Raw genomic sequence first — 20641 nt, 5'->3', positions numbered from 1 at the left:
GCTGGGAATCCCCGCCGGAAAATGGGGTGTGGCCAGGGCGGAAGCAGGATTGCAAGGCGGGCCTCTCGGGTCATGAAGACGGAAGCCCAGGATATTAAATCAGAATAATAAAGATTCTCAATCAGTATTTGCACGACTCACGTTCATGCGCGACGCAGCGCGACCACGGATGCCGGGCCGTGCTGCCGCGACAGCAGTTCGCGGTAGAGGCCCGGCCGTTCGCGCAGGGTCTGGGGGGAGCCGTCGTCGATGACCTTGCCGGCGCTCATGACGATGAGCCGGTCGAAGTTCTGCAGGGTGGAAAGGCGGTGCGCGATGGCGATGACCGTGCGCCCGATCATGAGCCGGTCCAGCGCTTCCTGGATCGCCTCCTCGGACGCGCTGTCCAGGGCCGAGGTGGCTTCGTCCAGCAGCAGGATGGGGGCGTCTTTCAGGATGGCGCGCGCGATGGCCACGCGCTGGCGCTGCCCGCCGGAAAGTTTCACGCCGCGGTCCCCCACGATGGTGTCGAAGCCTTCCGGCATGGCCTCGATGAACTCCAGGCAGCGCGCATCGCGCGCCGCGCCGATCACTTCCTCGCGGCTGGCGTCCGGCCTGCCGTACGCGATGTTCTCGTAGATGGTGCGATGGAACAGGGAGATGTCCTGGGGCACCACGGCGATGGACTGGCGCAGGCTCTCCTGGGTGATGGCCTGGATGTCCTGGCCGTCGATGCGGATCACCCCTTCCTGCGGTTCGTAGAAGCGCTGCAGCAGCGCCAGCACCGTGGACTTGCCGGCGCCCGACTTGCCGATGAGACCGACCCGCTGGCCGGGCTCGATGTGCAGTTCGAAATTCTCCAGGATGGGGTGGCGGCGCGGATACGCGAAGGTGATGTCCTGGAAATCGACGCGTCCGCCGCGCGGCTGCAGTTCGGCTGCGTCGGAACGATCGGGCATGCTGTGCGGCTGCAGCAGGGTCTGGACGGCCTCGGAGAGCCTCGCCACATGCTGGGTGACGTCCACCAGCGCCACGGCGAGGTCGCGCGTGCCGTGCAGGATGGTGAAACCCAGCGAACTCACCAGCACGATGTCGCCGGCGGTGGCGCGGCCCTGGGTCCAGAGCCACAAGGCCCAGCCCAGCAGCCCCGCCGTCAGCAGGGCAGTGACCACGGCATGCAGCAGCCGCAGCTTTTCCATGTACAGCAGGCTCTTCCTGCGCGCGCCCATCTCGTTCTCGACGGTCTGGCCGAAGCGTGCCTGTTCGCGCCGCGTCATGCCGAAGGCCCGCACCAGCGACATGTTGCCGATGACGTCCACCAGTTCGCCGTCGACGTCGGCAGCCTTGGTTGCGTAGCGGTGGTGGCGGGCCGAACCGCGGCCGGCGAGCTTGTACAGCGCCGCGGCCAGCACCGCCGACACCAGCAGCAGGCCGACGGCCATCATCGGATTGACGGTGCCGATGACCACGATGGCGCCCGCCACGGCGACGCATGGCGGCAGGACGTTCCAGGCCGTCATGTTCTCGGCCGTATAGATGGCGTTGGCGGTAGCGGTGATGCGGCTGGCCAGCACCCCCGGGGGCCTTTCCGCGAAATAGGTCGGGGCGTGGCCGGTGAGGTACTGGAACAGGTCGCGCCGGACGTCGCCGGTGACGGCGACGAAAGTGCGGGCCGCCACCCAGCCGCCCACGCGCCACCACAGATTGTCGGCGGCGATCAACGCCACGAGGATGGCGAATGCTGCCCATACGGGGCCCAGTTGCTCGCGTCCTCCTGCCAGGACGTCGATGAGGTTCTTGATGGCGTATTGCGAGGCCAGCGCGCAGCCCACCGCCGCCAGCACGCTGCCCAGCACCACGGCATGCGCCACGGGGTGCCGGCGTATGTACCTCAGCACGAACGCCAGCGGCCGGTGCGCGTAGTCTGCGAGCCGGGCGTTGTGGGCGTTGCCCCGGGAAACCGTTGATCGATCCAAGATAACCAGCCTTTCGTCTTCGGGTGAGCCACCGGCGCGGCCGTGCGCCGGGAGCTCCCACTGTAGAACAGACGTGGCGGCAGGTACGTTTGCAAAACGTTCTCGTATTGTAATGACATGAATATCGGCGCCGCGGCCGCGCGCAAGCGCGCACGCGCGTGCTCCCCGAGGGTGAGCATACGCAGGAGATGCGTCATGTGCGCCATGATCCCCGGCGATCGGCACGGCCAGGGTAGGCTTTTGATAGATTTTCGAAAAACTCCGATATACCCCGCCTGTAGGCCGCGTGCTATTCCTACGCCTGTCGCTGCCGGCACGCACTCCTGCCGGCGGCCGTCCGCAGTCCCGTAGCGGCTGAGCGATCCGGCAGCCGCGTGCCACCGTCTTTCGACGGTGTCCTCATGTCTGGCGGGGGCGGGTCATTGTGTATGTGTGCCCGTCCGGCGTGCGCGCCCCGCCTGCCATCCTGCAACGCAACGCATTGCTGACGCTGCGTGCCCGGCAGAGCCATCATGCGTCAAGCCCGTCAGGGCTGGTTTTACTAGGAGTCTCCGACATGCGAATCGCCCAAATCGCCTCGCTTTACGAGGCGGTCCCGCCCAAGCTCTACGGAGGCCTTGAACGGGTCGTGTCCTACCTTACCGAAGCGCTGGTGCAGCAGGGACACGATGTCACCCTTTTCGCCAGCGGCGACTCGCAAACCGCGGCCGAGCTGCATGCGTCCTGGCCGCGCGCGCTGCGCCTGGATCCCACGGTGCGCGACCGCGTCGCCCCGCACCTGCTGATGCTGGAAGACGTGCGCCGCCGTGCGGAAGAATTCGATGTGCTGCATTTCCACGTCGACTACTATCCTTTCTCGCTGTTCTCGCGCCAGCCGGTGCCGTTCCTGACGACCTTGCACGGCCGCCTCGACCTGCCGGAGCTGCAGCCCGTGTTCGAACGGTTCCGCGACGTGCCGGTGGTGTCGATCTCGGACAGCCAGCGCCAGCCGCTGCCCCAGGCGAACTGGTTTTCGACGGTGCTCCACGGGCTGCCCGAGAACCTGCTGCAGCCGGTGGCCAACGCCCAGCCCGGCTATCTGGCCTTCCTGGGCCGCATCTGCCCCGAGAAGCGGGCGGACCGAGCCATCCGCATCGCCCAGGCGGCCGGCATGAAGATCAAGATTGCCGCCAAGATCGACGAGGCCGACCGCGATTACTACGAGCAGCACATGAAGCCGCTGATGGCGCTGCCCCATGTGGAGTACATCGGTGAAATCAGCGAATCGCAGAAGGCGGAGTTCCTGGGCAATGCCCACGCGCTGCTTTTCCCCATCGACTGGGAAGAGCCGTTCGGCCTGGTGATGATCGAGTCCATGGCCTGCGGAACGCCCGTGGTGGCCTACAACCGGGGCTCGGTGCCGGAAGTGCTGGAGCACGGCGTCACCGGCTACATCGTGGAGGACGAGGACGGCGCGGTCGCCGCCCTGCGCCAGCTCGACAAGCTGTCGCGGCCGCGCATACGCCGCGAGTTCGAACGGCGCTTCTCGGCCACCGCCATGGCCGACCGCTATGTCGCGGTCTACAAGAAGCTCCTGGCAAGCCACGAGCAGCGCATGCTGGAGGCCGCGTGAAGGCGCTCTAGCCCGGATATTTCGCGAGCAGGTCAGTTTCCGTAGGGGATGGCGCCAGAGGGAGCCAGAGCGGTGTGAGAGGGGGGCTGAAGTCGTTGAACAGGGTTTTTAACCGGCGTCAGGGCGCACGGCCCCCTTTCCCCCGAGCTGGACAGCGTGCCGGGGCCAGCACTTTGGATGGGTTATGGACCGAGCCGTTGTGCGGCGAGCAGGAAGACGGCTTTCATGGGATGGTTCGAGGCCAACAGCACCCGCACACGACGGGTGTTGCGCAGGATGGCCGCGCCGATTTTCAGTAGCCGGGTGCGGATGGTCTGGGTGCAGGCATGGGCCAGTTGCGTGCCTTGCAGGGCCAGTCGGCGCAAATGGACCATGAGGGTGTAGGCCAGCGCAGCGAGCAGCAGCCGAAGCTGATTGGCCTGCCAGGCGTGGCAACTGGCGCGTCGGCCGAACAAATCGAGTTGGGCTTCCTTGATGCGGTTCTCGGCCTCGCCGCGCGCGCAGTACAGGCGCTCGTACAGTTCGGCCGCATCGCCGCTCAGGCTGGTGACCACGAAGCGCGGATTGGCTCCACGCGCATCGTGTTCCAGGCGGGCGATGACGCGCCGTTGCCGGCTCCAGGTGCGTGCCGCGTAGGAGAACTCGCCGATCAGGCGCTGCTTGCTCTGCGCGCGCTCGTAGTTCTCGGCCAGCGCCAGTTCGGCCAACGCGGTCCGTTGCAGCAGCGCGGCGTTCTTCTGCAGCCCGATCACGTAGTCGATGCCCCAACGCTCGAAGCGGCGCAAGGCCGGCGCGCGGCAGAACCCCGAGTCGGCCCGCACAATCAGCTGTACCTGCGGCCAAGCCTGGCGCAGCCGCCGCGCCAGGGTGCGCACCAGCGCACTGAGAATCTTGGCCGGATCGCGGTCGCTGGGCCGCAGCACACAGGCCAGCAGATCCTGCCCGCAGAACACGTACACCGGCAGATAGCAGTAATTGTCGTAATGCCGGTTGAACGCGGCGCGCTCCTGCGCCCCGTGCAGCGGCACGTGCGTGGCATCGATGTCCAGCACCAGTTGGGCCGGCGGCGCACCGCGCCAATGTGCAATGAACTGCTCCACGAGCACCGCCTGCAAACGGGCCGTATCGCCCCGATCCACCGCGTTCTCGAACCGCGACAAGGTCGGCGCCGAAGCCAGCTCCTGGACTTGGCCGAGCGCCGTCTGCAGCGCCATGTCACCGCGCAGCACATTGTGGTCGCTGATGTCTTCCCAGCCGCAGCACAATCCGTAGACCCGCTGCGACAGCAGCGTATGCACCTCATGGCGCACGCTCGCAACGCGCCGGCGATCCGACAGTGCCGCGCTGGCCGAACGGGTCAGCCCAAGGCGACGGTCCACCTGGCGCAACAACAGCACCCCGCCGTCGCTGACCAGATCGCCACCTGTAAAGGATGCCTGAATCCGGCGACGTCCCACTCGCCCCATCGGCACCACTTCGACGGTACACTTTGGCATAGGCAGACCCCGTTTCGGTTAACGCTTCGACACCGCTAACCATAAGCCTTCGGGCTGGGGCTGCCTACCCCTATTCCCTCTCCTCGTGAAATATCCGGGCTAGCCCGCCGCGGGCAGGTCGGAGATGAGGCGCTTGCCCAGGCTGACGGTGTCGTCCACCGTGAAGCCCAGCCGGTCGTAGAACTCCAGCACCGCGCTGTTGCCCCGGCGCACCTGCAGGCTGAGCTTGGGGCAGCCCAGCGCCAGCAGGCCGTCCTCCACGGCCTGCATCAGCGCGCGGGCATGGCCGCGCCGCTGGCAGGCGGGGTCCACCGCGAGGTAATTGACCCAGCCGCGATGTCCGTCGTAGCCGGCCATCACGCATGCCACCACGCGCGCGTTCTCGAGGCCCACCAGGAATAGCTCGGGCTGCACCGTGAGCTTGCGCGCGATGTCCTTGCGCGGATCGTTCCAGGGCCGGATGAGGCCGCAGACTTCCCAGAGACGGATCACCGCGGCTTCGTCGGCGGTCTGGTAGGGGCGGATGTGCAGGGGTACGGATGACATGCTGGGTTCCTGTGGCAAGAGGGCAGGGCCGGAATGCCGGGCCTGTTGCCGCAGGGGTGGTCCCCACGAAAAAGGCCACGGATTCGTGGCCTTCGGAAAATGGCCGGCGGGCTGCCGGCGACATGCGATCGATGGCCACTCAACGCGGACGTCGGGAGGCTCGTCGGAAAAAACGGATGCAGGCTGGGCTGGAGATCATGCGGCTAGCATATCGCATGTCGGCGCAATGGAGGCGGCCATGCCGGGGGCTGGGCCCCCCGCCTTGCACCAGGCAGCCTCGCGCAGTTCCCCGGGAGAAAGCCCGAAAGCCCGCCGGAAGGCCCGCGAGAAATCGGACGCACTGGCGAAACCCAGCCCATATCCCACGTCTGCCACGGGGAGCCCGGAATAGCGCAGCAGCTCGCTGGCGGCTTCGCGCAGGCGTCGATGCCGGATGTAGGCGCCCAGGCCGCCTTCGTGCTCGAACAACCGGTAGATCGAGGCACGCGGCAGCTGCAGCGCACGGATGACCTTGTCGGGGGTCAGGTCCGCGTCGTGCAGGTGGGCATGCACGTAGCGGCGCGCCCTGTCGAAGAGGGCGGCGCGGACGGCGGCGCGCGGCGTGCCGGAGAGCCGCGCTTGTTGGCCGAAGGCACCCACCAGCAGGCCGGCGGCGGTGTCCAGGGATCTGCCGGCTTGTTCGGGAGACTGGCTCCCGAGTTCGCTGCCGAGCGCCCGGACATGGTCGGCCAGCAACCGGATGAGCGGCGTGGCGGGTTGAAGTACGCGCCCGTGCAGGGCATCGGCGTGCGGGAGCGCTGCGTCGACCACCGGGCGCGGCACGAACAGCGTCAGCACCCGGCAGCGGCCGCGCCGCATGCGCATCGGCTGGTCCAGGTCCAGCGCCAGCACGGTGGCGGGGCCCGCCTGGCTGCGCCTGCCCAGGCCATGGATCTCATGGGGCTCCCCCTCCAGGAAGACGTGGAAGGCGTAGCCGCGCTGCCCGTCGGTGGAAATGCGCGCGATCGAGCGCTCCAGCGTCATGGCGTCGGAGGTGCAGTCGGAGAACAGCCAGTTGCCGATCCGGTAGCGATCGATGCCGGCGTGGAAGGGGCGTCCCGCCTGTTCCTTCGTGGGCACCACGTCTATCACATGACCGACCGAATCGCGCCAGGCCAGCAATTGCCGGGATGCCGGCAGGCCGGCCACGTCGAAACGCTGCACCGGGACGACATCCCGGGCGTGCCCGCCTGGCTTTGCGTGGGAAGACATGGATGGCGGCTCCGCCGGGTTGGCGCATGCCGGGCCGCGCGCACGTTGCCGGATGCCGGGTGAATGAGGTTTTTTCCAAATGAGACGCCAAGTATAGGCCGCCGGCCCGCAACGGCGATACTTGCCGCCCTGCGTAGCCCGGCGCCACGCGCATGCCCCGGGGCAGCCGCACAGCGCAGGACGCGCGCGCCATCGTCAATTCATTGTTGCTTCAGGAATATGCAGCCGAGGTCATTCACGCCCGCTCCGCGGCGCCGGTTCGTCCGTACAGCGGTGCTTGCCGCCGCGCTGGGCGCCAGCCTGGCGTCGGTCGCTTCCACAATCACCCTTGCGGAGGTGCGCCCGTCCATGCCCGAGCGGTCCGGCGTCCGTACGCCCGCCATCGGGCCCGGACCGGGCGGCGGCGTTGCAGGCGCGGCGGCGACACGGCCCGTTCCGGTGCTGAGCATTCGTGCCGGCCTCCCGCCGGGAGCGCATCCCTGCCGAGGCAGCATGATGTCGGCCTGACGGCTCTCCAGTGCGGTTCAGGACGCCAGGGCCTGCACCGGCGCCTGCGCGTGGGGCACGTGGGCTGCGAGCAGCTGGCGCACCGCGGCCACCAGCACGTCGGCATCGACCGGCTTGCGCAGGAACGCCTGGTGCCCCGGGCACTGCGCGCTGGCCTCTTCCTTGGAATGGCCGCTCACGACCATGACCGGCACGTCGCTCAAGTAGGCATTCTCGCGCATGGCGGCCAGCAACGAGCCGCCGTTCATGCCGGGCATGCTGAGGTCGGTGATGACGAGGTCGGGGCGCAGCGCCACCATCTGCTGCAGGGCGTGCACGCCGTCGGTGCTCGTGGATACGTCGTAGCCGTAGCTGCTCAGGTATTCGCGCCAGAGGTCGACATTGATCGGCTCGTCGTCCACTACGTAGATCTTGGGCATGGTGTGGGGCCGCGATGGATGCGGAAAGAAGACAGGGAAGCGGCGCGCTGGCCGTCCGGGTGCTGCCGGTACGGTGTATGCCGTACATGAGCGCCGCAATGGCGGCACGTCGATGCGCAATTTTAGGGAAGTGCGAGTCGATCTACGTGGCGCGTGCGTAACGGCGCGTATCGTTTCGGCGCGGCGGCATCGGGGGAGAGCGGCGTTACGGCTGCGCGCACAAAGATACAGTTTTGGCGGCACGTGCGGCCGCCTGCCCGCAGGCCGGCGCGTTCCATTGACGGCGGGCGCCGGTGGCCCGGAGGCTAGCGCAACCGCAGCCGCCAGAGGATGTCGAGCACGTGTTGCGTTGCCTGCTCGATGTTGCCGCTGCGGTGGGCGATGCCCAGCGGCCGCCACAGGGAGGGACGCAAGGGGCGCATGAGTATCTGCGGTTGCGGCGGCGCAGCACTGGCCTCGTGCGGCAGCAGCGCGGCGCCGTAGCCGGCAGCCACCAGGCTCTTGATGGCGTCGTTGTAGTTCAGGTGTATGCGCGCCGAGGGCTGCAGGCCTGCGGCGGCGAACCACTCGGAAGTCTGGCGCGACAGGCGCGTGGTGGCGTCGTTCAGGATGAGCGGGCGCTGCGCCAGCCAGGCCGGGGTGACGCGGGCAGGGGCGGGCCAGTCTGCGGGCAGGAAGGCCATGACGGGATCGCGGCGCCAGGGGCGCACGGCCAGGCCGGCCACCGGTGCCTGGGGCAAGGCCACCAGGCCCACGTCCAGCGTGCCTGCCGCCAGCCGCGCCAGCGTTTCCTGGGAGGTCAGCACGGCCACCTGCACGTCGATGCCGGGATGTTCGGCGGCCAGCGCCTGGAGCGCGCGCGGCAGCAGGTGCGCGATGGCGCCGGTGGAGGCGCCGAGACGGACCCGCCCGGCCAGCCCCTGCACCTGGCGGCGCACGTCGTCGAGCAGGCCGTCGGACTCGGCCAGCAGGCGGCGGGCGCGCTCGATCAGCGTGTGGCCCACCGGCGTGGGGCCCACCTGGCCGCGCTTGCGGTACAGCAGCGGCGCGCCCACCCGCGATTCGAGCTCGGCCACGTGCAGGCTCACCGTGGGGGGAGCCAAGTGCAGGGCCTGTGCTGCCTTGGCGAACGAAGCCAGGTCGGCAATGGCCACCAGGGTACGCAGGCGGTCGAGGCTGAGTTCGCGCATGGTCGTGGCAATTCAGAAAAGATGAATTTGATGCTCATGAAATTCAACTTTTGCGATTCTAATCCCTGGGGCACCATGTCGCTTCACTTTCCATCGCACCATCCAGGGAGGCAGCATGAGCCCGAAGAACCGCTTCAAGGGCGAATTCCCCCTCGGGGGGACGGCGCGCAGCGCCAAGGGGGCGCCATGAGCCCGAAGAACCGCTTCAAGGGCGAATTCCCCCTCGGGGGGACGGCGCGCAGCGCCAAGGGGGCGCCATGACAGCTCCGACAATCTTCATCGACGGCGACCAGGGCACCACGGGCCTGATGATCCACGAGCGGCTGCGGCCGCGCAGCGACCTGCGCGTGCTCACGCTGCCCGAGGCCGAGCGCAAGGACGCGCGGCGCCGCGCCGAGGCCATCAACGCCTGCGACATCGCCATGCTGTGCCTGCCGGACGAGGCAGCCCGCGACGCCGTCGCCGCGATCGCCAACCCGCGCGTGCGCGTGATAGATGCGAGTTCGGCGCACCGCGTCCATCCGGACTGGACCTACGGCTTTCCCGAGATGGCGCCGGGGCAGGCGGCACGCATCGCGCATTCGACGCGGGTGTCCAATCCGGGCTGCTATCCCACCGGCGCGATCGCGCTGTTGCGCCCCTTGCGCGAGGCGGGGCTGCTGCCGGGCGGCTATCCCGTCACGGTGCATGCGGTATCCGGCTATTCCGGACGCGGGCGGGCCGGCGTGGCCGAGCATGAACGGGGCGAAGGCCCTGCCTACCTGGCATATGGGCTGGGCCTCTCGCACAAGCACACGCCCGAGATCCAGCACCATGCGGGCCTGCAGGAGCGTCCCGTGTTCCTGCCGGCGTATGGGGCATTCCGGCAGGGGATCGTGCTGACCATCCCCCTGCAGCTGCGCCTGCTGCCGGCGGGGACGGACCCGCACCGGCTGCATGCATGCCTGGCCGAGGCCTACGCGGACGCGGGCGGCATCGAGCTGCTGTCGCTGGAGGCGGCGCGCGGTCAGGCCCAGCTGGATCCCCAGGCGCTCAACGGCACGAACGACCTGCGGCTTGCCGTCTTCGCCCATGAAGGGCATGGACAGGTGGTGCTGGCCGCGGTGTTCGACAACCTGGGCAAGGGGGCTTCCGGCGCGGCAGTGCAGAACCTCGACCTGATGCTGGCCGGCCGAAGCTGAGGCCGGCGCCGGCGCGGCATCATCGGGCCCGCGGCGCGCGCCGCACTGCCAGGGCGGCCAGGCTCGCGAGCGTGCATACCGCCACCACGCCTGGCCATTGCCAGAGCGCCAGGGCCTGGCTGCCGAGCACCGCGCCGAAGGCCATGCCGATGAAGACACAGGTGAAGAGCAGCGCATTGAGCCGGCTGCGTGCGCCAGGGTCGATGCCGTATACGATGGTCTGGTGGGCCACCATCGTGGCCTGGATGCCGAAGTCGAAGCCGATGGCGCTGGCCACGATCAGCGCCAGCTGGGCGGACGGGGGCAGCAGCGGAGCCGTCGCCATGGCGGCGAAGGACAGGGCGGCCAGTGCGGCGCCGAGCCGGGCCACGCGCTCGGGGCCGCTGCGGTCCGCGATGCGGCCCGCCAGCGGCGCCGCCAGCGCGCCCGCTGCGCCAGCCAGGCCGAATGCGCCGGCGGCGGCGCTGCCGAGGTGGAACGGCTCGCCGTGCAGCATGACGGCCAGTGTCGACCAGAAGGCGCTGAACCCCGCCGACAGCAGGCCCTGTGCCCACGCCGCGCGGCGCAGCGCCGCATGGCGGCGCCATAGCCCGGCCATGGACGCCAGCAGCGCGCCGTAGTGTATCTGCGTGGTGGCCGCGAAGCGCGGCAGCCCGCGCCACGCGGCCACGCCGATCAGCGCGACGCTCACCGCCGCGCCGCCGTAGACCGCCCGCCATCCGAAGTGCGCGGCGGCGAGCCCGCTGACCACGCGCGACAGCAGGATGCCGAGCAGCAGCCCGGTCATCACGGTGCCCACGACTTTGCCGCGGATCCAGGCCGGCGCCAGCGTGGCAGCCGCGGGCACGATGTCCTGGGCCATAGTTGCCATCACGCCGACCGCCAGGCTGGCCGCGAGCAGGGCGGGCAGGCCCGGCGCCAGGCAGCAGGCCAGCAGCGCCACGGCCAGCAGGGCGGCCTTGCCCGCGATGATGCTGCGCCGGTCGTAGCGGTCTCCCAGCGGGGCCAGCAGCAGGATACCCGCGGCGTAGCCCAGCTGCGTCAGCGTGGGGATCAGGCCGATGGCGCGCTCACCCGCCTGCAGGTCGGCGCCGAGCACGCCCAGCATGGGCTGGCTGTAGTAGATCGACGCCACGCTCAGGCCCGCCCCGGCCGCCAGCAGCAGGATGCGGGCGGAGGAGGGCGGCGCTTCGGTGCCGTCATGCGTTTGCTGAATGGGATGGGTCATGGCTTGGGGCGTAAATGGATAACAGTGCCGGCATTCTGACGGGAAGGTGGGGTCCAGGGTAGCGGCTGCTGGCGTACTTCTGTTATACGTAGAACGCATGAGGGAGACCGACAACCCGGGCACGGACCGGCTCGCGCTGCTGCAGACCTTCGTGCGCATCGTGGAGGCCGGCAGCATTTCCGCCGCCGCGCGCCGGCTGGGCACCACGCAGCCCACGGCCAGCCGGCGGCTGCAGAGCCTGGAACGCATGCTGGGCCTGCGGCTGCTGCAGCGCTCCACCCACAGGATGACCCTCACCGAAGACGGCGAGCGCTGCTTTGCCCATGCCAAGGCCCTGCTCGACAACTGGGGCGCCATGGCTTCGGCCCTGGGCAATGCGCGCGACGAGCCCGAAGGGCTGCTGCGCGTGGTCGCGCCGCACGCCTTCGGGCAGGGCAAGCTGATTGCGCCCCTGGCGGATTATCTGCGCCGCTATCCGCGCATGCGGGTAGAGTGGCTGCTGTACGACCGGGGCCCCGATTTCGTTGCCGAGGGCGTGGACTGCGCCATCCAGGTGGGCGAAGTGTCCGATCCGTCGGTCATCGCGGTGAAGCTCGCGGAAGTGCCCCGCATCGTGATAGGCGCCCCCGGATTGCTGGCAGGGCGGGCGCCGCCCCGCAGCGCTGCCGAGCTGGCGGCATTGCCCTGGCTCTCGCTGCGCACTTATTACCGCGACGCGGTGGAACTGGTCCGTATGGCAGATGGCGTGGTACACAGGTTCGAGATCCGTCCGCGGCTCAGCACCGACAGCCTGTACGCGCTGTGCGATGCGGTGCGCGCCGGGCTGGGCGTGGCGCTGGTCTCGGCGTGGCTGGTGCGGCCCGACGTGGCCGAAGGGCGGCTGCTGCACCTGGCGCCGCAGTGGCAGGGCGAACCCCTGCCGGTATACCTGGCGTATCCCTATGCGCCTTTCTATCCGGCCCGGCTGCGCTGCTTCCTCGACACCATGCGCCAGGCCATGCCGGTCGTGCTGGCGTGAACGGACAGGCCGCGCGCCTGTCGGTAGACTTGGGGCTGCCCGTGCGGGCGGCCCTGCGCGGGGGGATCCGCGCCGCTTCCAACCAACCAGGAGTTCCCATGCATATTGCCAAGGCCCTCTTCCTCGCCACCGGGATCGCGCTCGGCGGCGCGGCATACGCCGAACCCGTCACGTACGACCTGGACCCCAACCATACCTACCCCAGCTTCGAAGCCGACCACATGGGCGGGCTGTCGACCTGGCGCGGCAAGTTCAACCGGTCCAGCGGGGTGGTGGTGCTGGACCGCGCGGCGCGCACCGGCACCATCGAAGTCACGGTGGACATCCGCTCGGTGGATTTCGGCCACGACGAGATGAACAAGCATGCGCTGGCCGCCGATATCCTGGACGCGGAGCGCTATCCCACGGCCACGTTCAAGGGCCGCTTCACCGAGTTCGACGGCGACGTTCCCGAGGAGGCCCGGGGCGAGCTGACCCTGCACGGCGTGACCCGCCAGGTCACGCTGGACATCGACGACTTCAAGTGCATCCAGCACCCGATGGAAAAGCGCGAGGCATGCGGTGCGGATGTCTCCACCCAGTTCAACCGCCGCGATTTCGGCATCGACTTCGGACTGGACATGGGATTCAGGCCCGAGGTCGAACTGGAGATACAGGTAGAAGGGCTGCGCCGCCCGTAACCGGCGGGGGCCGAGCCGCCGGCTCGCGCAGCCGGTATCATTGGCGGCCATGAATGCCCCCTTTCCCCTGCGCATCGAATGTCCTCCCGGCGCCTGTTCCTGCCGTCGGGAAGTGCTGCTGGACGATCCGGCAGCCGACATCCGCGTGCTGCGCCTGACCCGCGAGGAGGAAAAGCGCCTGGTCCAGCGGCTGGAGAACCTGGAAAGCCTGGCCGACCTGCAGCACATGCAGGCGAAGATGGAGGCGCTGCTGGGCATCCGCCTCACCATCGCGCCCGGCCCGAACGAGGTGCGCACCGTGCGCGGCTTCCATATCCAGCTCGCCGACCAGCCCGGGCTGTGCCGCAAGACGCGGCAAGCCATACCGGCGGCCATCCGGCGCAGCCTGGAGCGGCGCCCCGAGATCGCCTACGCGATCCTCGATGCGCAAGGCCTGCTGGGCGCCGGCTGAGCGCCGCAGCCCGCCTGCGGCCGCTAAAATCCCCTCCATGTCCTCACCGGCCGTTCCGGCCCGCTCCTTCCGCGCGGGCGCACGCCTGCTCCTGTGCCTGCTGCTGCTGGCGCTGGGATTGCGCGCGCTGATCCCGCTGGGGTACATGCCCGATGCGCAGGCGCTGCGCGAAGGGCGCCTGCAGATCAGCTTCTGTACCGCCGCGGGCGGCGGCCCCACCCTGCTGCATGCCCTGGCGCAACTGCCCGCAGCCCAGGCGGCGGGACATCACGGGGCGGAACATCACGGGGCAGGGCATCCCCGGCATGAACGCCATCCCGGCCATGAGGCGCATGCCGGCCATCACGCGGCCCATGGCGCCGGCCATGGAGAACAGGCCGGCGCCCAGGAGTGTCCGTTCTGGATGGTCCTGCACCAGGCGCTCGACACACCGCCCGCGCCGCTGGTCATGCCGCTCGCGGCGCAGGCCGCCCTGCCTGTGCCGCCGCCCTCCGTCCGTACGCTGCCGCCGTTGCCCGCTGCAGGGCCGCCGCTGGGGCCGCGCGGCCCGCCTCGCCGACCCGCCTGACTGGTACAAGCCCGGCGCGCGCCAGCCGCGCGCCGTGTCCGGCCGCGCATGCGGCCCGTCATACCTGCAGCGAGGTATACCCATGATTGCCCTGATTGCGGATCGCCTGAGGCGATCCCTTGCGCGCGACCGCGCGTCCACGGCCGCCGCCGCGGCGGTGCCGACGCGCACCGCGTTCTACGCCCTGCTCGGGCGCCTGCACTTCTACGCCGGCCTTTTCGTCGGCCCCTTCATCCTGGTGGCGGCCGTCACCGGCACGCTGTTCGTGCTGACGCCGCAGATCGAGGACCTGCTGTATGCCCGGGAATTGCGCACGGAGTCGACCGGGCCCGCCCAGCCGCTGGCGCGCCAGATCGAGGCGGCGCGCGCGCACATCGGCCCGGAGCCCAGGCTGTTCGCGGTGCGTCCGGCGCCCGGCCCCGGCCAGACCTCGCGGGTGATGTACTCCCAGCCCGGCCTGGGCGACTCGGAAAGCCGTGCGATCTTCGTGGATCCCGTCACGCTGGAGATCCGGGGCGACCTGGTGGTGTACGGCACCAGCGGCATCCTGCCGCTGCGCACCACGCTGGACTACCTGCATCGCAACCTGCTGCTCGGGGACCTGGGCCGCAACTACAGCGAGCTGGCGGCCTCATGGCTGTGGCTCACCGCCGCGGGCGGGGCGGCGCTGTGGTTCGGCGTGCATCGGCGCCATGCCGCGGCGCGGGCCGCCCAGCCGGGATCGCGGCAGCGGTCGCGGCGCCTGCATGCATGGACCGGCGTGTGGCTGCTGGCGGGGCTGGTGTTCTTCTCGGCCACCGGGCTCACGTGGTCGCAATGGGCCGGCGGCCGGGTCGACCAGCTGCGCCAGGCCCTGGGCTGGGTCACGCCTCCCATCTCTCTGCAGCTTGACGGCACGGCGCCGCCGGCCGCAGGACATGCGCATCACGACCATGCCCCGCACCACATGGGGCAGGGCGACGCCGCCGCGATGCCGGTGCCGCCCGCGGTCCTGCAGTTCGATCGCGTCCTGGCCGCGGCACGCGAGGCCGGCATCGATTCGGCCTACCTGGAGATCCGTCCGCCGCGCCAGGCGGGGCAGGCCTGGATGGTGCGCGAGGTCGATCGCAGCTGGCCCACCCAGGTCGACACCATCGCCCTGGATCCGGCCAGCATGGCCGTGACCAGCCGCGCCGACTTCGAGACTTTCCCGCTGATCGCCAAGCTCATACGCTGGGGCATAGATTTCCACATGGGCATTCTGTTCGGCCTGGCGAACCAGCTGCTCGTGGCGGCCTTCGGCATCGCCCTGAGCGCGCTGGTCGTGCTGGGGTACCTGACCTGGTGGCGGCGCCGGCCGCCGCCCGGCGCGCCGGTGCCCACGCTGTGGCGGGCGTGGCGCGGGCTTCCCATGGGATGGCGCGCGGCCGTGCTGGCCGCCGCGGTGGCGCTGGGGTGGTGCCTGCCGCTGATGGGCGCCAGCCTGCTGGCGTTCCTGGCGGTGGACGTGGCGCGCGGCAGGCTGGCGCGCGGCTGAGCGCGGGCGCGCATGCCGGGGATGCCTCCCCACGCAGGGGAGGCCCCGGTTCAATCCTCGTCGTTCAGCTTCTCGGGATCGAGGTGGGGAACCGGCTTGCGGTGGGTGAGCAGCGTGAGGCCCCACATCACCACGCCCAGCGCCAGCAGCCACCCGGCCACCTGGTACTGGATGGGGTCGCGGCCGGTGAGCGGCGTGACCAGGAACAGGCATGCCAGGGCGCCGATCACGGGGAACAGCGTGATCGCGCGGAAGTGCGTGTGCTCCACGCGATCGCGCCGCAGCACCAGCACGGCGATGTTCACGCAGGCGAACACGCCCAGCAGCAGGAGCGCCGTGGTGCCGCCCAGCGCCCGGATGGCCTGCGATTCCGCATTGGAAACCAGGATGATGAGGCCGATCGCCAGCGCGGTGGTGAAGAGGATGGCCGTCCAGGGCGTGCGCGTGCGGGCATGCACGTGGGCCAGGAAATGCGGCAGCACGCCCTGGCGGGCCATGCCGTACAGCAGCCGGCTGGCCATCATCATGTTGATGAGCGCGGAATTGGCCACGGCGAACATCGAAATGATGGGCATGATGGTTTCCATGGGCAGGCCCGGCGCGGCGCGCTGGACCACCAGCACCAGCGGCGTGGAACTGGCCGCGAGCTCGCCCACCGGGATCAGCGCCACGGCGCAGATCGACACCAGCACATAGATCAGCGCGGCTAGGCCCAGGCCCGTCAGCATCACCCTGGGGAAGATGCGGTGCGGCTCATGGGTTTCCTCGGCCATGTTGACCGAATCCTCGAAGCCCACCATGGCGAAGAAGGCCAGGGCGGTGGCCGATGTGATGGCCAGGAACACGCTCTTGTCCTCCGGCGTGTCGAACGCCACGACGCGCGAGAAGTCCGCCTGGCCGCCGGCGATGGCGTAGAAGCCCAGTATGATCACCAGCAGCAGGCCGCTGAGCTCCACCAGCGTCAGCACCACGTTGGCCATGACGCTCTCCGACACGCCGCGGAAGTTCACGATCATGACCAGGACCATGAAGCCGATGGCGCCCAGCGTGACGAGCCCGGGATCCGAATCGATGCCCAGCGCCACGAACAGGTTGGCGGCAAAGGCCTGCGACGCGGTGGAGGCCGAGGTCAGCCCCGAGCACATGACGGTGAAGCACACGATGAACGTGAGGAAGTGCACGCCGAAGGCCTTGTGCACGTAGAGCGCGGCGCCCGCCGCCCGCGGATATTTGGTTACCAGCTCCAGGTACGAGAAAGCGGTGAGCAGCGCCACCACGAAGGCCACCAGGAAAGGCGCCCAGGCGGCGCCGCCCACTTCCTTGGCAACCTGGCCCGTGAGGGCGTAGATGCCGGTGCCGAGGATGTCGCCGAGGATGAACAGCAACAGGAGTTTCGGGCCCATCACCCGCTTCAGGGGCGGATGGGCGGATTGCGCGTCGCTCGCCATTTGATTCTTTGTCTCCACGGTTGGTCTCGCCGGCCAGGCGGCGCGGCATGCGTCAACCGATTCTAGGGGAGACCAGTAACCGGGGTCGGAATGACTCTGCAACGAGATGTAGGAATGGACGGTCTTTGTGATACAAGTCCCGGCGTCCGGCTGTGCGTACGTATTGGACGATTGCGGGATAATCGGCCGGATCGTTCAACGGACGCCAATAAAGGGTGACATGGACCGCTTCGATTCGCTCAGGCTCTATACCCGGATCGTCGAGCTCGGCAGTTTCACCGATGCCGCCCGCGCCCTGGACATCCCGCGCGCCACCGCCACCCACGCCATCAAGCAGCTGGAGGCCCGCCTGCAGGCGCGGCTGCTGGAACGCACCACCCGGCAGGTGCGGCCCACGCTGGACGGGCAGGCTTACTACGAGCGGGCCAAGCGCATCCTGCAGGACCTCGAGGATGCCGAGGCCGCGCTGAGCACGCAGCGGGTCCAGCCCCGGGGCACGCTGCGGCTGGACCTCCACGGCGTGCACGCCACGCTGATCATCCTGCCGCGCCTGGCCGAATTCCGTGCCCGCCATCCGTACATCGACGTGGTCGTCAGCAGCGGCGACCGGCTGGTGGACCTGATGAAGGAAGACGTGGACTGCGTGGTGCGGGCCGGGCAGCCCCGCGATTCCTCGCTGGTGGCGCGGCGCCTGGCCCACCTGCCCGAGATCCTGTGCGCCAGCCCTGCCTACCTGGAAGCCCATGGCACGCCCAGCGAACCCGCCGACCTGGCCGGGCACCAGGGCGTGCGCTTCTACACGCGCAGCAGCGACCATCGCTATCCGTACACGCTGATCGTGGACGGCAGGGTGGAGTCGTTCGAGGCCCGCGGCTGGCTGGCGGTGAGCGACGCGGAGTGCTACACGGCGGCGGCCCTGGGCGGCTGCGGCATCATCCAGGCCCCGCGCTTCCGGCTGGAGCCGCATCTGCGCGCCGGGCGGCTGGTGCAGGTGCTGCCGGCGTGGCGCTGTCCCGACCTGCCGGTGTCCATCATGTATCCGTTCCACCGGCAGCTGGCGCCGCGGGTCCGCGTATTCGTGGACTGGGTCAGCCAGGTCTACCAGGAGTACTTCGGCGGCGAGCCGGCGGCCTGACGCCGCCGCCGTCCGCTACAGCGCCAGCACGATGCGCTTGCCGCAGGCGCGCGAGCAGCACGACATCATGCGGTCGTTGGCCTCGCGCTCGCTGCGCGTGAGCACCACGTCGCGGTGGTCTATCTCGCCGTCGAGCACCGGCACCTCGCACGAGCCGCACAGGCCTTCCTCGCAATCGCTCTGCACGTCGATATTGGCGCTGCGCAATGCGGCCAGCAGGGTCTGGTCGGCCCGCACCATGACGCTGATGCCCGAGTCCTTGAGCACGGCTTCGAATGCATGCTCCCTGGCAGGGTCCAGCGCGCCCAGCGTGGCATGGAAGTGCTCGACCCGCAGCGCGTCTTCGGGCCAGTGCGCGCAGCAGGCGGCCAGACCGTCGAGCAGCGCCTGCGGGCCGCAGGCATAGACCTGCGTGCCGGCCTGCGGCGTGGCCAGCAGGGCGGCGTAGTCCGCCCGCCCTTGCTCGTCGCGGATGTGCAGGTGCAGCGCATCGCCGTGCAGCGCCGCCAGCTCGTCGACCAGCGCCATGCGGGCGCGCGTGCGGCCGCTGTAGTGCAGCGCGTAGGGTATGCCGAGTTCGCGGGCGCGGCGGGCCATGGCGCTGATCGGCGTGATGCCGATGCCGCCGGCGACGAAGATGTAGCGCCGGGCGCTCTCGTCCAGCCGGAAGTGGTTGCGCGGGCCGCGTATGCGCAGGCGGTCGCCGGCCTTGACGTTGCCATGGATCCAGCGCGAACCGCCGCGTCCGTCGGGTTCCTGGAGCACGGCGATCTCCAGCACGTCGGCGCGCGCGGGGTCGCCGCACAGCGAGTACTGGCGCGAAAGTCCGGTATCGCCGCATTCCACGTCGATGTGCGATCCGGGCGTCCAGCGCGGCAGGGGCTTGCCGTCGGGCGCGGCCAGTGTCAGGCGCAGTATGCCCTCGGCGGCCGGCTCGGCGGATTGCACGACCACCGTGCGCGTGATGGCATGGGCCGAGGGCTCGCCGATGCGCACGGGGGGCGCCTCGTCCAGCACTTCGGGCCGGCTGCGCTCGGGGTTGCGGCTCGGGTCCCATTCCACCCAGAGGTGTTCCGGCCCGCGGAAGGAGGTGTTGGGCACGTAGGTGAAGCGCTGTTCGGCCAGCTTCATGTGCGGCAGCCGGCGCGTGAGCTCCTGCAGGAAGATCTGCATCTCCATGCGCGCGAGGTTCTTGCCCATGCACTGGTGCGAGCCATAGCCGAAGGTGAGCTGGTCGCTGGCGTTGTCGCGGCGTATGTCGAAGAAGTCGGGGTCGGCGAACTGACTTTCGTCGTGGTTGGCCGACGAGGTGACGATGAGCAGCCTGGAGCCGGCCGGGATCTTCACGCCGGCGATCTCCACGTCGCGCGTGGCCAGCCGGCGCCAGGCCGCCACCGAGCCGTTGTGGCGCAGGCATTCTTCCACGGCGTTGGGAATCAGGCCGGGATCCTCGCAGAGCTCGCGCCAGGCATCCGGATGCTGCAGCAGCAGCTTGATCGCATTGGCGGCGGCATTGGCCGTGGTTTCATGGGCGGCCACGATGCCCGCCATCATCATGGAATGCAGGTACGAGTCGGTGACGATGTCGGGGTGCAGCTTCTGCTTGCGGATGCCGTATTGCATCCAGCCGGGCCCCGAGGGATCCTGGCGCATTTTCTCGAGGATGCGGCCGGCCAGCTGCCAGAAGTTGCCCACGGCATGCGCCACGGCCACCTGCTCCTCGGGCTTGGGGCGCCCCCAGGTGTTGACCGTGTGCGCAATCGAGTATTTGCGCAGCAGGTCCATGTCTTCCTCGGGCACCCCCAGGAAATGCAGCGCCACCGTGAGCGGCACTTCCCACAGCATCTGGTCGACCAGGTCGGCGCGGCCGTCGTCGATGAAGCGGTCCACGTATTCGCGCGTGAGGCGCCGCACCATGGGTTCGTGGTGCCTGAGCTCCTCCGGGGTGAACGGCTCCATCAGCAGGCGGCGGCGCGGCATGTGGGCGGGCTCGTCCTCGTTGACCAGCGTGCGGCTCATGGCGTAGCCGTACGACTCGAGCACGGCGTTGGCCTCGGGCCCGGTGGGCGTGATCTTCTCCAGCGCGATGGACGGGCTGAACGTGATGTTGTCGCGGAAGATGGCCTTGATGTCGTCGTAGCGCGTAACCACCCAATAGCCGAGCCTGGGGCTGTAGAACACCGGCTCCTGCTCGCGCGCCCAGCGCACGTATTCGGGCGGATCCTGCTGGTAGCCGTCGCCGAAAGGATCGAACTCGGCGGCGCGCGCGCTCACCGGGCAGCCGGTGGGGCTGCGCAGGCCCGACAGGGCGGCGTGGTCCACGGGGCAGCCGCTGCGGGCAGGAAGGGCTGTTTCATTCATGGCGGGTCTCCTGTCGGAAACGGCGCATGCGGCGCGTGGGCGCCGCGTGCGACACGGGCCTGCCGCCGCGACGGGCGGC

General features: G+C 69.5%; 17 protein-coding genes. 8 read left to right on the top strand and 9 right to left on the bottom strand.

Annotation, left to right across the window (positions count from 1 at the left end):
- Positions 1-143: 143 nt before the first annotated feature.
- Positions 144-1955 (bottom strand): ABC transporter ATP-binding protein, encoded by a 1812-nt coding sequence (locus tag ACYBYQ_RS16425; protein ID WP_459615459.1) that lies wholly within the window; start codon positions 1953-1955, stop codon positions 144-146.
- A gap of 556 nt (positions 1956-2511) precedes the next feature.
- On the opposite strand from ACYBYQ_RS16425, the gene ACYBYQ_RS16420 reads away from it, so the two are divergent.
- Positions 2512-3567, top strand: coding sequence for a glycosyltransferase family 4 protein (locus ACYBYQ_RS16420; protein ID WP_459615457.1), 1056 nt, complete (start codon positions 2512-2514; stop codon positions 3565-3567).
- 182 nt (positions 3568-3749) lie between these two features.
- Here the strand turns inward: ACYBYQ_RS16420 and ACYBYQ_RS16415 are convergent, their stop codons facing one another.
- The 5 genes from ACYBYQ_RS16415 to ACYBYQ_RS16395 all read right to left on the bottom strand — a co-directional run bounded on the left by ACYBYQ_RS16415 (position 3750) and on the right by ACYBYQ_RS16395 (position 8976).
- Positions 3750-5063, bottom strand: coding sequence for an IS1380 family transposase (locus ACYBYQ_RS16415; RefSeq protein ID WP_459615278.1), 1314 nt, complete (start codon positions 5061-5063; stop codon positions 3750-3752).
- Positions 5064-5162: 99 nt separating this feature from the next.
- On the bottom strand, positions 5163-5609 hold the full coding sequence (locus ACYBYQ_RS16410) for a GNAT family acetyltransferase (protein WP_459615455.1): 447 nt from the start codon (positions 5607-5609) through the stop codon (positions 5163-5165).
- 195 nt (positions 5610-5804) lie between these two features.
- Positions 5805-6860 (bottom strand): helix-turn-helix domain-containing protein, encoded by a 1056-nt coding sequence (locus ACYBYQ_RS16405; RefSeq protein ID WP_459615453.1) that lies wholly within the window; start codon positions 6858-6860, stop codon positions 5805-5807.
- A gap of 524 nt (positions 6861-7384) precedes the next feature.
- On the bottom strand, positions 7385-7786 hold the full coding sequence (locus tag ACYBYQ_RS16400) for a response regulator (protein ID WP_459615451.1): 402 nt from the start codon (positions 7784-7786) through the stop codon (positions 7385-7387).
- 305 nt (positions 7787-8091) lie between these two features.
- The gene (locus ACYBYQ_RS16395; RefSeq protein ID WP_459615449.1) at positions 8092-8976 is read right to left on the bottom strand and encodes a LysR family transcriptional regulator; all 885 of its coding nucleotides are present in this window, start codon (positions 8974-8976) and stop codon (positions 8092-8094) included.
- A 257-nt stretch (positions 8977-9233) separates the two neighbouring features.
- Here ACYBYQ_RS16395 and argC point away from each other — a divergent pair, with 257 nt between their 5' ends.
- Entirely contained in the window at positions 9234-10157 is a 924-nt protein-coding gene (gene argC / locus ACYBYQ_RS16390) for an N-acetyl-gamma-glutamyl-phosphate reductase (RefSeq protein ID WP_459615447.1), read from the top strand.
- 19 nt (positions 10158-10176) lie between these two features.
- Here argC and ACYBYQ_RS16385 read toward each other — a convergent pair whose 3' ends face one another.
- Positions 10177-11385 (bottom strand): MFS transporter, encoded by a 1209-nt coding sequence (locus tag ACYBYQ_RS16385; protein WP_459615445.1) that lies wholly within the window; start codon positions 11383-11385, stop codon positions 10177-10179.
- 97 nt (positions 11386-11482) lie between these two features.
- Here ACYBYQ_RS16385 and ACYBYQ_RS16380 point away from each other — a divergent pair, with 97 nt between their 5' ends.
- From ACYBYQ_RS16380 to ACYBYQ_RS16360, 5 genes are all read left to right on the top strand, one after another.
- Positions 11483-12403, top strand: a complete 921-nt coding sequence (locus tag ACYBYQ_RS16380; RefSeq protein ID WP_459615443.1) for a LysR family transcriptional regulator — start codon at positions 11483-11485, stop codon at positions 12401-12403.
- Between the two features lie 98 nt (positions 12404-12501).
- Positions 12502-13083, top strand: coding sequence for a YceI family protein (locus ACYBYQ_RS16375; protein ID WP_459615441.1), 582 nt, complete (start codon positions 12502-12504; stop codon positions 13081-13083).
- Between the two features lie 49 nt (positions 13084-13132).
- On the top strand, positions 13133-13534 hold the full coding sequence (locus tag ACYBYQ_RS16370; protein WP_459615439.1) for a hypothetical protein: 402 nt from the start codon (positions 13133-13135) through the stop codon (positions 13532-13534).
- Between the two features lie 37 nt (positions 13535-13571).
- Positions 13572-14102 (top strand): hypothetical protein, encoded by a 531-nt coding sequence (locus ACYBYQ_RS16365; RefSeq protein WP_459615437.1) that lies wholly within the window; start codon positions 13572-13574, stop codon positions 14100-14102.
- Positions 14103-14184: 82 nt separating this feature from the next.
- Entirely contained in the window at positions 14185-15618 is a 1434-nt protein-coding gene (locus ACYBYQ_RS16360) for a PepSY-associated TM helix domain-containing protein (RefSeq protein WP_459615435.1), read from the top strand.
- Positions 15619-15668: 50 nt separating this feature from the next.
- On the opposite strand, the gene ACYBYQ_RS16355 is transcribed toward ACYBYQ_RS16360, so the two are convergent.
- The gene (locus ACYBYQ_RS16355; RefSeq protein WP_459615432.1) at positions 15669-17066 is read right to left on the bottom strand and encodes an APC family permease; all 1398 of its coding nucleotides are present in this window, start codon (positions 17064-17066) and stop codon (positions 15669-15671) included.
- Between the two features lie 220 nt (positions 17067-17286).
- Here ACYBYQ_RS16355 and ACYBYQ_RS16350 point away from each other — a divergent pair, with 220 nt between their 5' ends.
- Entirely contained in the window at positions 17287-18201 is a 915-nt protein-coding gene (locus ACYBYQ_RS16350) for a LysR family transcriptional regulator (protein ID WP_459615430.1), read from the top strand.
- A gap of 15 nt (positions 18202-18216) precedes the next feature.
- On the opposite strand, the gene ACYBYQ_RS16345 is transcribed toward ACYBYQ_RS16350, so the two are convergent.
- Positions 18217-20562, bottom strand: a complete 2346-nt coding sequence (locus ACYBYQ_RS16345) for a cytochrome P450/oxidoreductase (RefSeq protein WP_459615428.1) — start codon at positions 20560-20562, stop codon at positions 18217-18219.
- Between the last annotated feature and the right edge of the window lie 79 nt (positions 20563-20641).

Source organism: Bordetella sp. 2513F2 (assembly GCF_054642735.1).
This window is presented reverse-complemented; position numbering and strand designations above follow the sequence as displayed.

Coding starts and splice junctions, on each gene's coding strand:
- ACYBYQ_RS16380 (WP_459615443.1), top strand. CDS start 11,483: ATGAGGGAGACCGACAACCCGGGCACGGACCGGCTCGCGCTGCTGCAG.
- ACYBYQ_RS16420 (WP_459615457.1), top strand. CDS start 2,512: ATGCGAATCGCCCAAATCGCCTCGCTTTACGAGGCGGTCCCGCCCAAG.
- ACYBYQ_RS16395 (WP_459615449.1), bottom strand. CDS start 8,976: ATGCGCGAACTCAGCCTCGACCGCCTGCGTACCCTGGTGGCCATTGCC.
- ACYBYQ_RS16360 (WP_459615435.1), top strand. CDS start 14,185: ATGATTGCCCTGATTGCGGATCGCCTGAGGCGATCCCTTGCGCGCGAC.
- ACYBYQ_RS16345 (WP_459615428.1), bottom strand. CDS start 20,562: ATGAATGAAACAGCCCTTCCTGCCCGCAGCGGCTGCCCCGTGGACCAC.
- ACYBYQ_RS16385 (WP_459615445.1), bottom strand. CDS start 11,385: ATGACCCATCCCATTCAGCAAACGCATGACGGCACCGAAGCGCCGCCC.
- ACYBYQ_RS16350 (WP_459615430.1), top strand. CDS start 17,287: ATGGACCGCTTCGATTCGCTCAGGCTCTATACCCGGATCGTCGAGCTC.
- ACYBYQ_RS16415 (WP_459615278.1), bottom strand. CDS start 5,063: ATGCCAAAGTGTACCGTCGAAGTGGTGCCGATGGGGCGAGTGGGACGT.
- ACYBYQ_RS16410 (WP_459615455.1), bottom strand. CDS start 5,609: ATGTCATCCGTACCCCTGCACATCCGCCCCTACCAGACCGCCGACGAA.
- ACYBYQ_RS16375 (WP_459615441.1), top strand. CDS start 12,502: ATGCATATTGCCAAGGCCCTCTTCCTCGCCACCGGGATCGCGCTCGGC.
- ACYBYQ_RS16355 (WP_459615432.1), bottom strand. CDS start 17,066: ATGGCGAGCGACGCGCAATCCGCCCATCCGCCCCTGAAGCGGGTGATG.
- ACYBYQ_RS16400 (WP_459615451.1), bottom strand. CDS start 7,786: ATGCCCAAGATCTACGTAGTGGACGACGAGCCGATCAATGTCGACCTC.
- ACYBYQ_RS16365 (WP_459615437.1), top strand. CDS start 13,572: ATGTCCTCACCGGCCGTTCCGGCCCGCTCCTTCCGCGCGGGCGCACGC.
- ACYBYQ_RS16370 (WP_459615439.1), top strand. CDS start 13,133: ATGAATGCCCCCTTTCCCCTGCGCATCGAATGTCCTCCCGGCGCCTGT.
- argC (WP_459615447.1), top strand. CDS start 9,234: ATGACAGCTCCGACAATCTTCATCGACGGCGACCAGGGCACCACGGGC.
- ACYBYQ_RS16405 (WP_459615453.1), bottom strand. CDS start 6,860: ATGTCTTCCCACGCAAAGCCAGGCGGGCACGCCCGGGATGTCGTCCCG.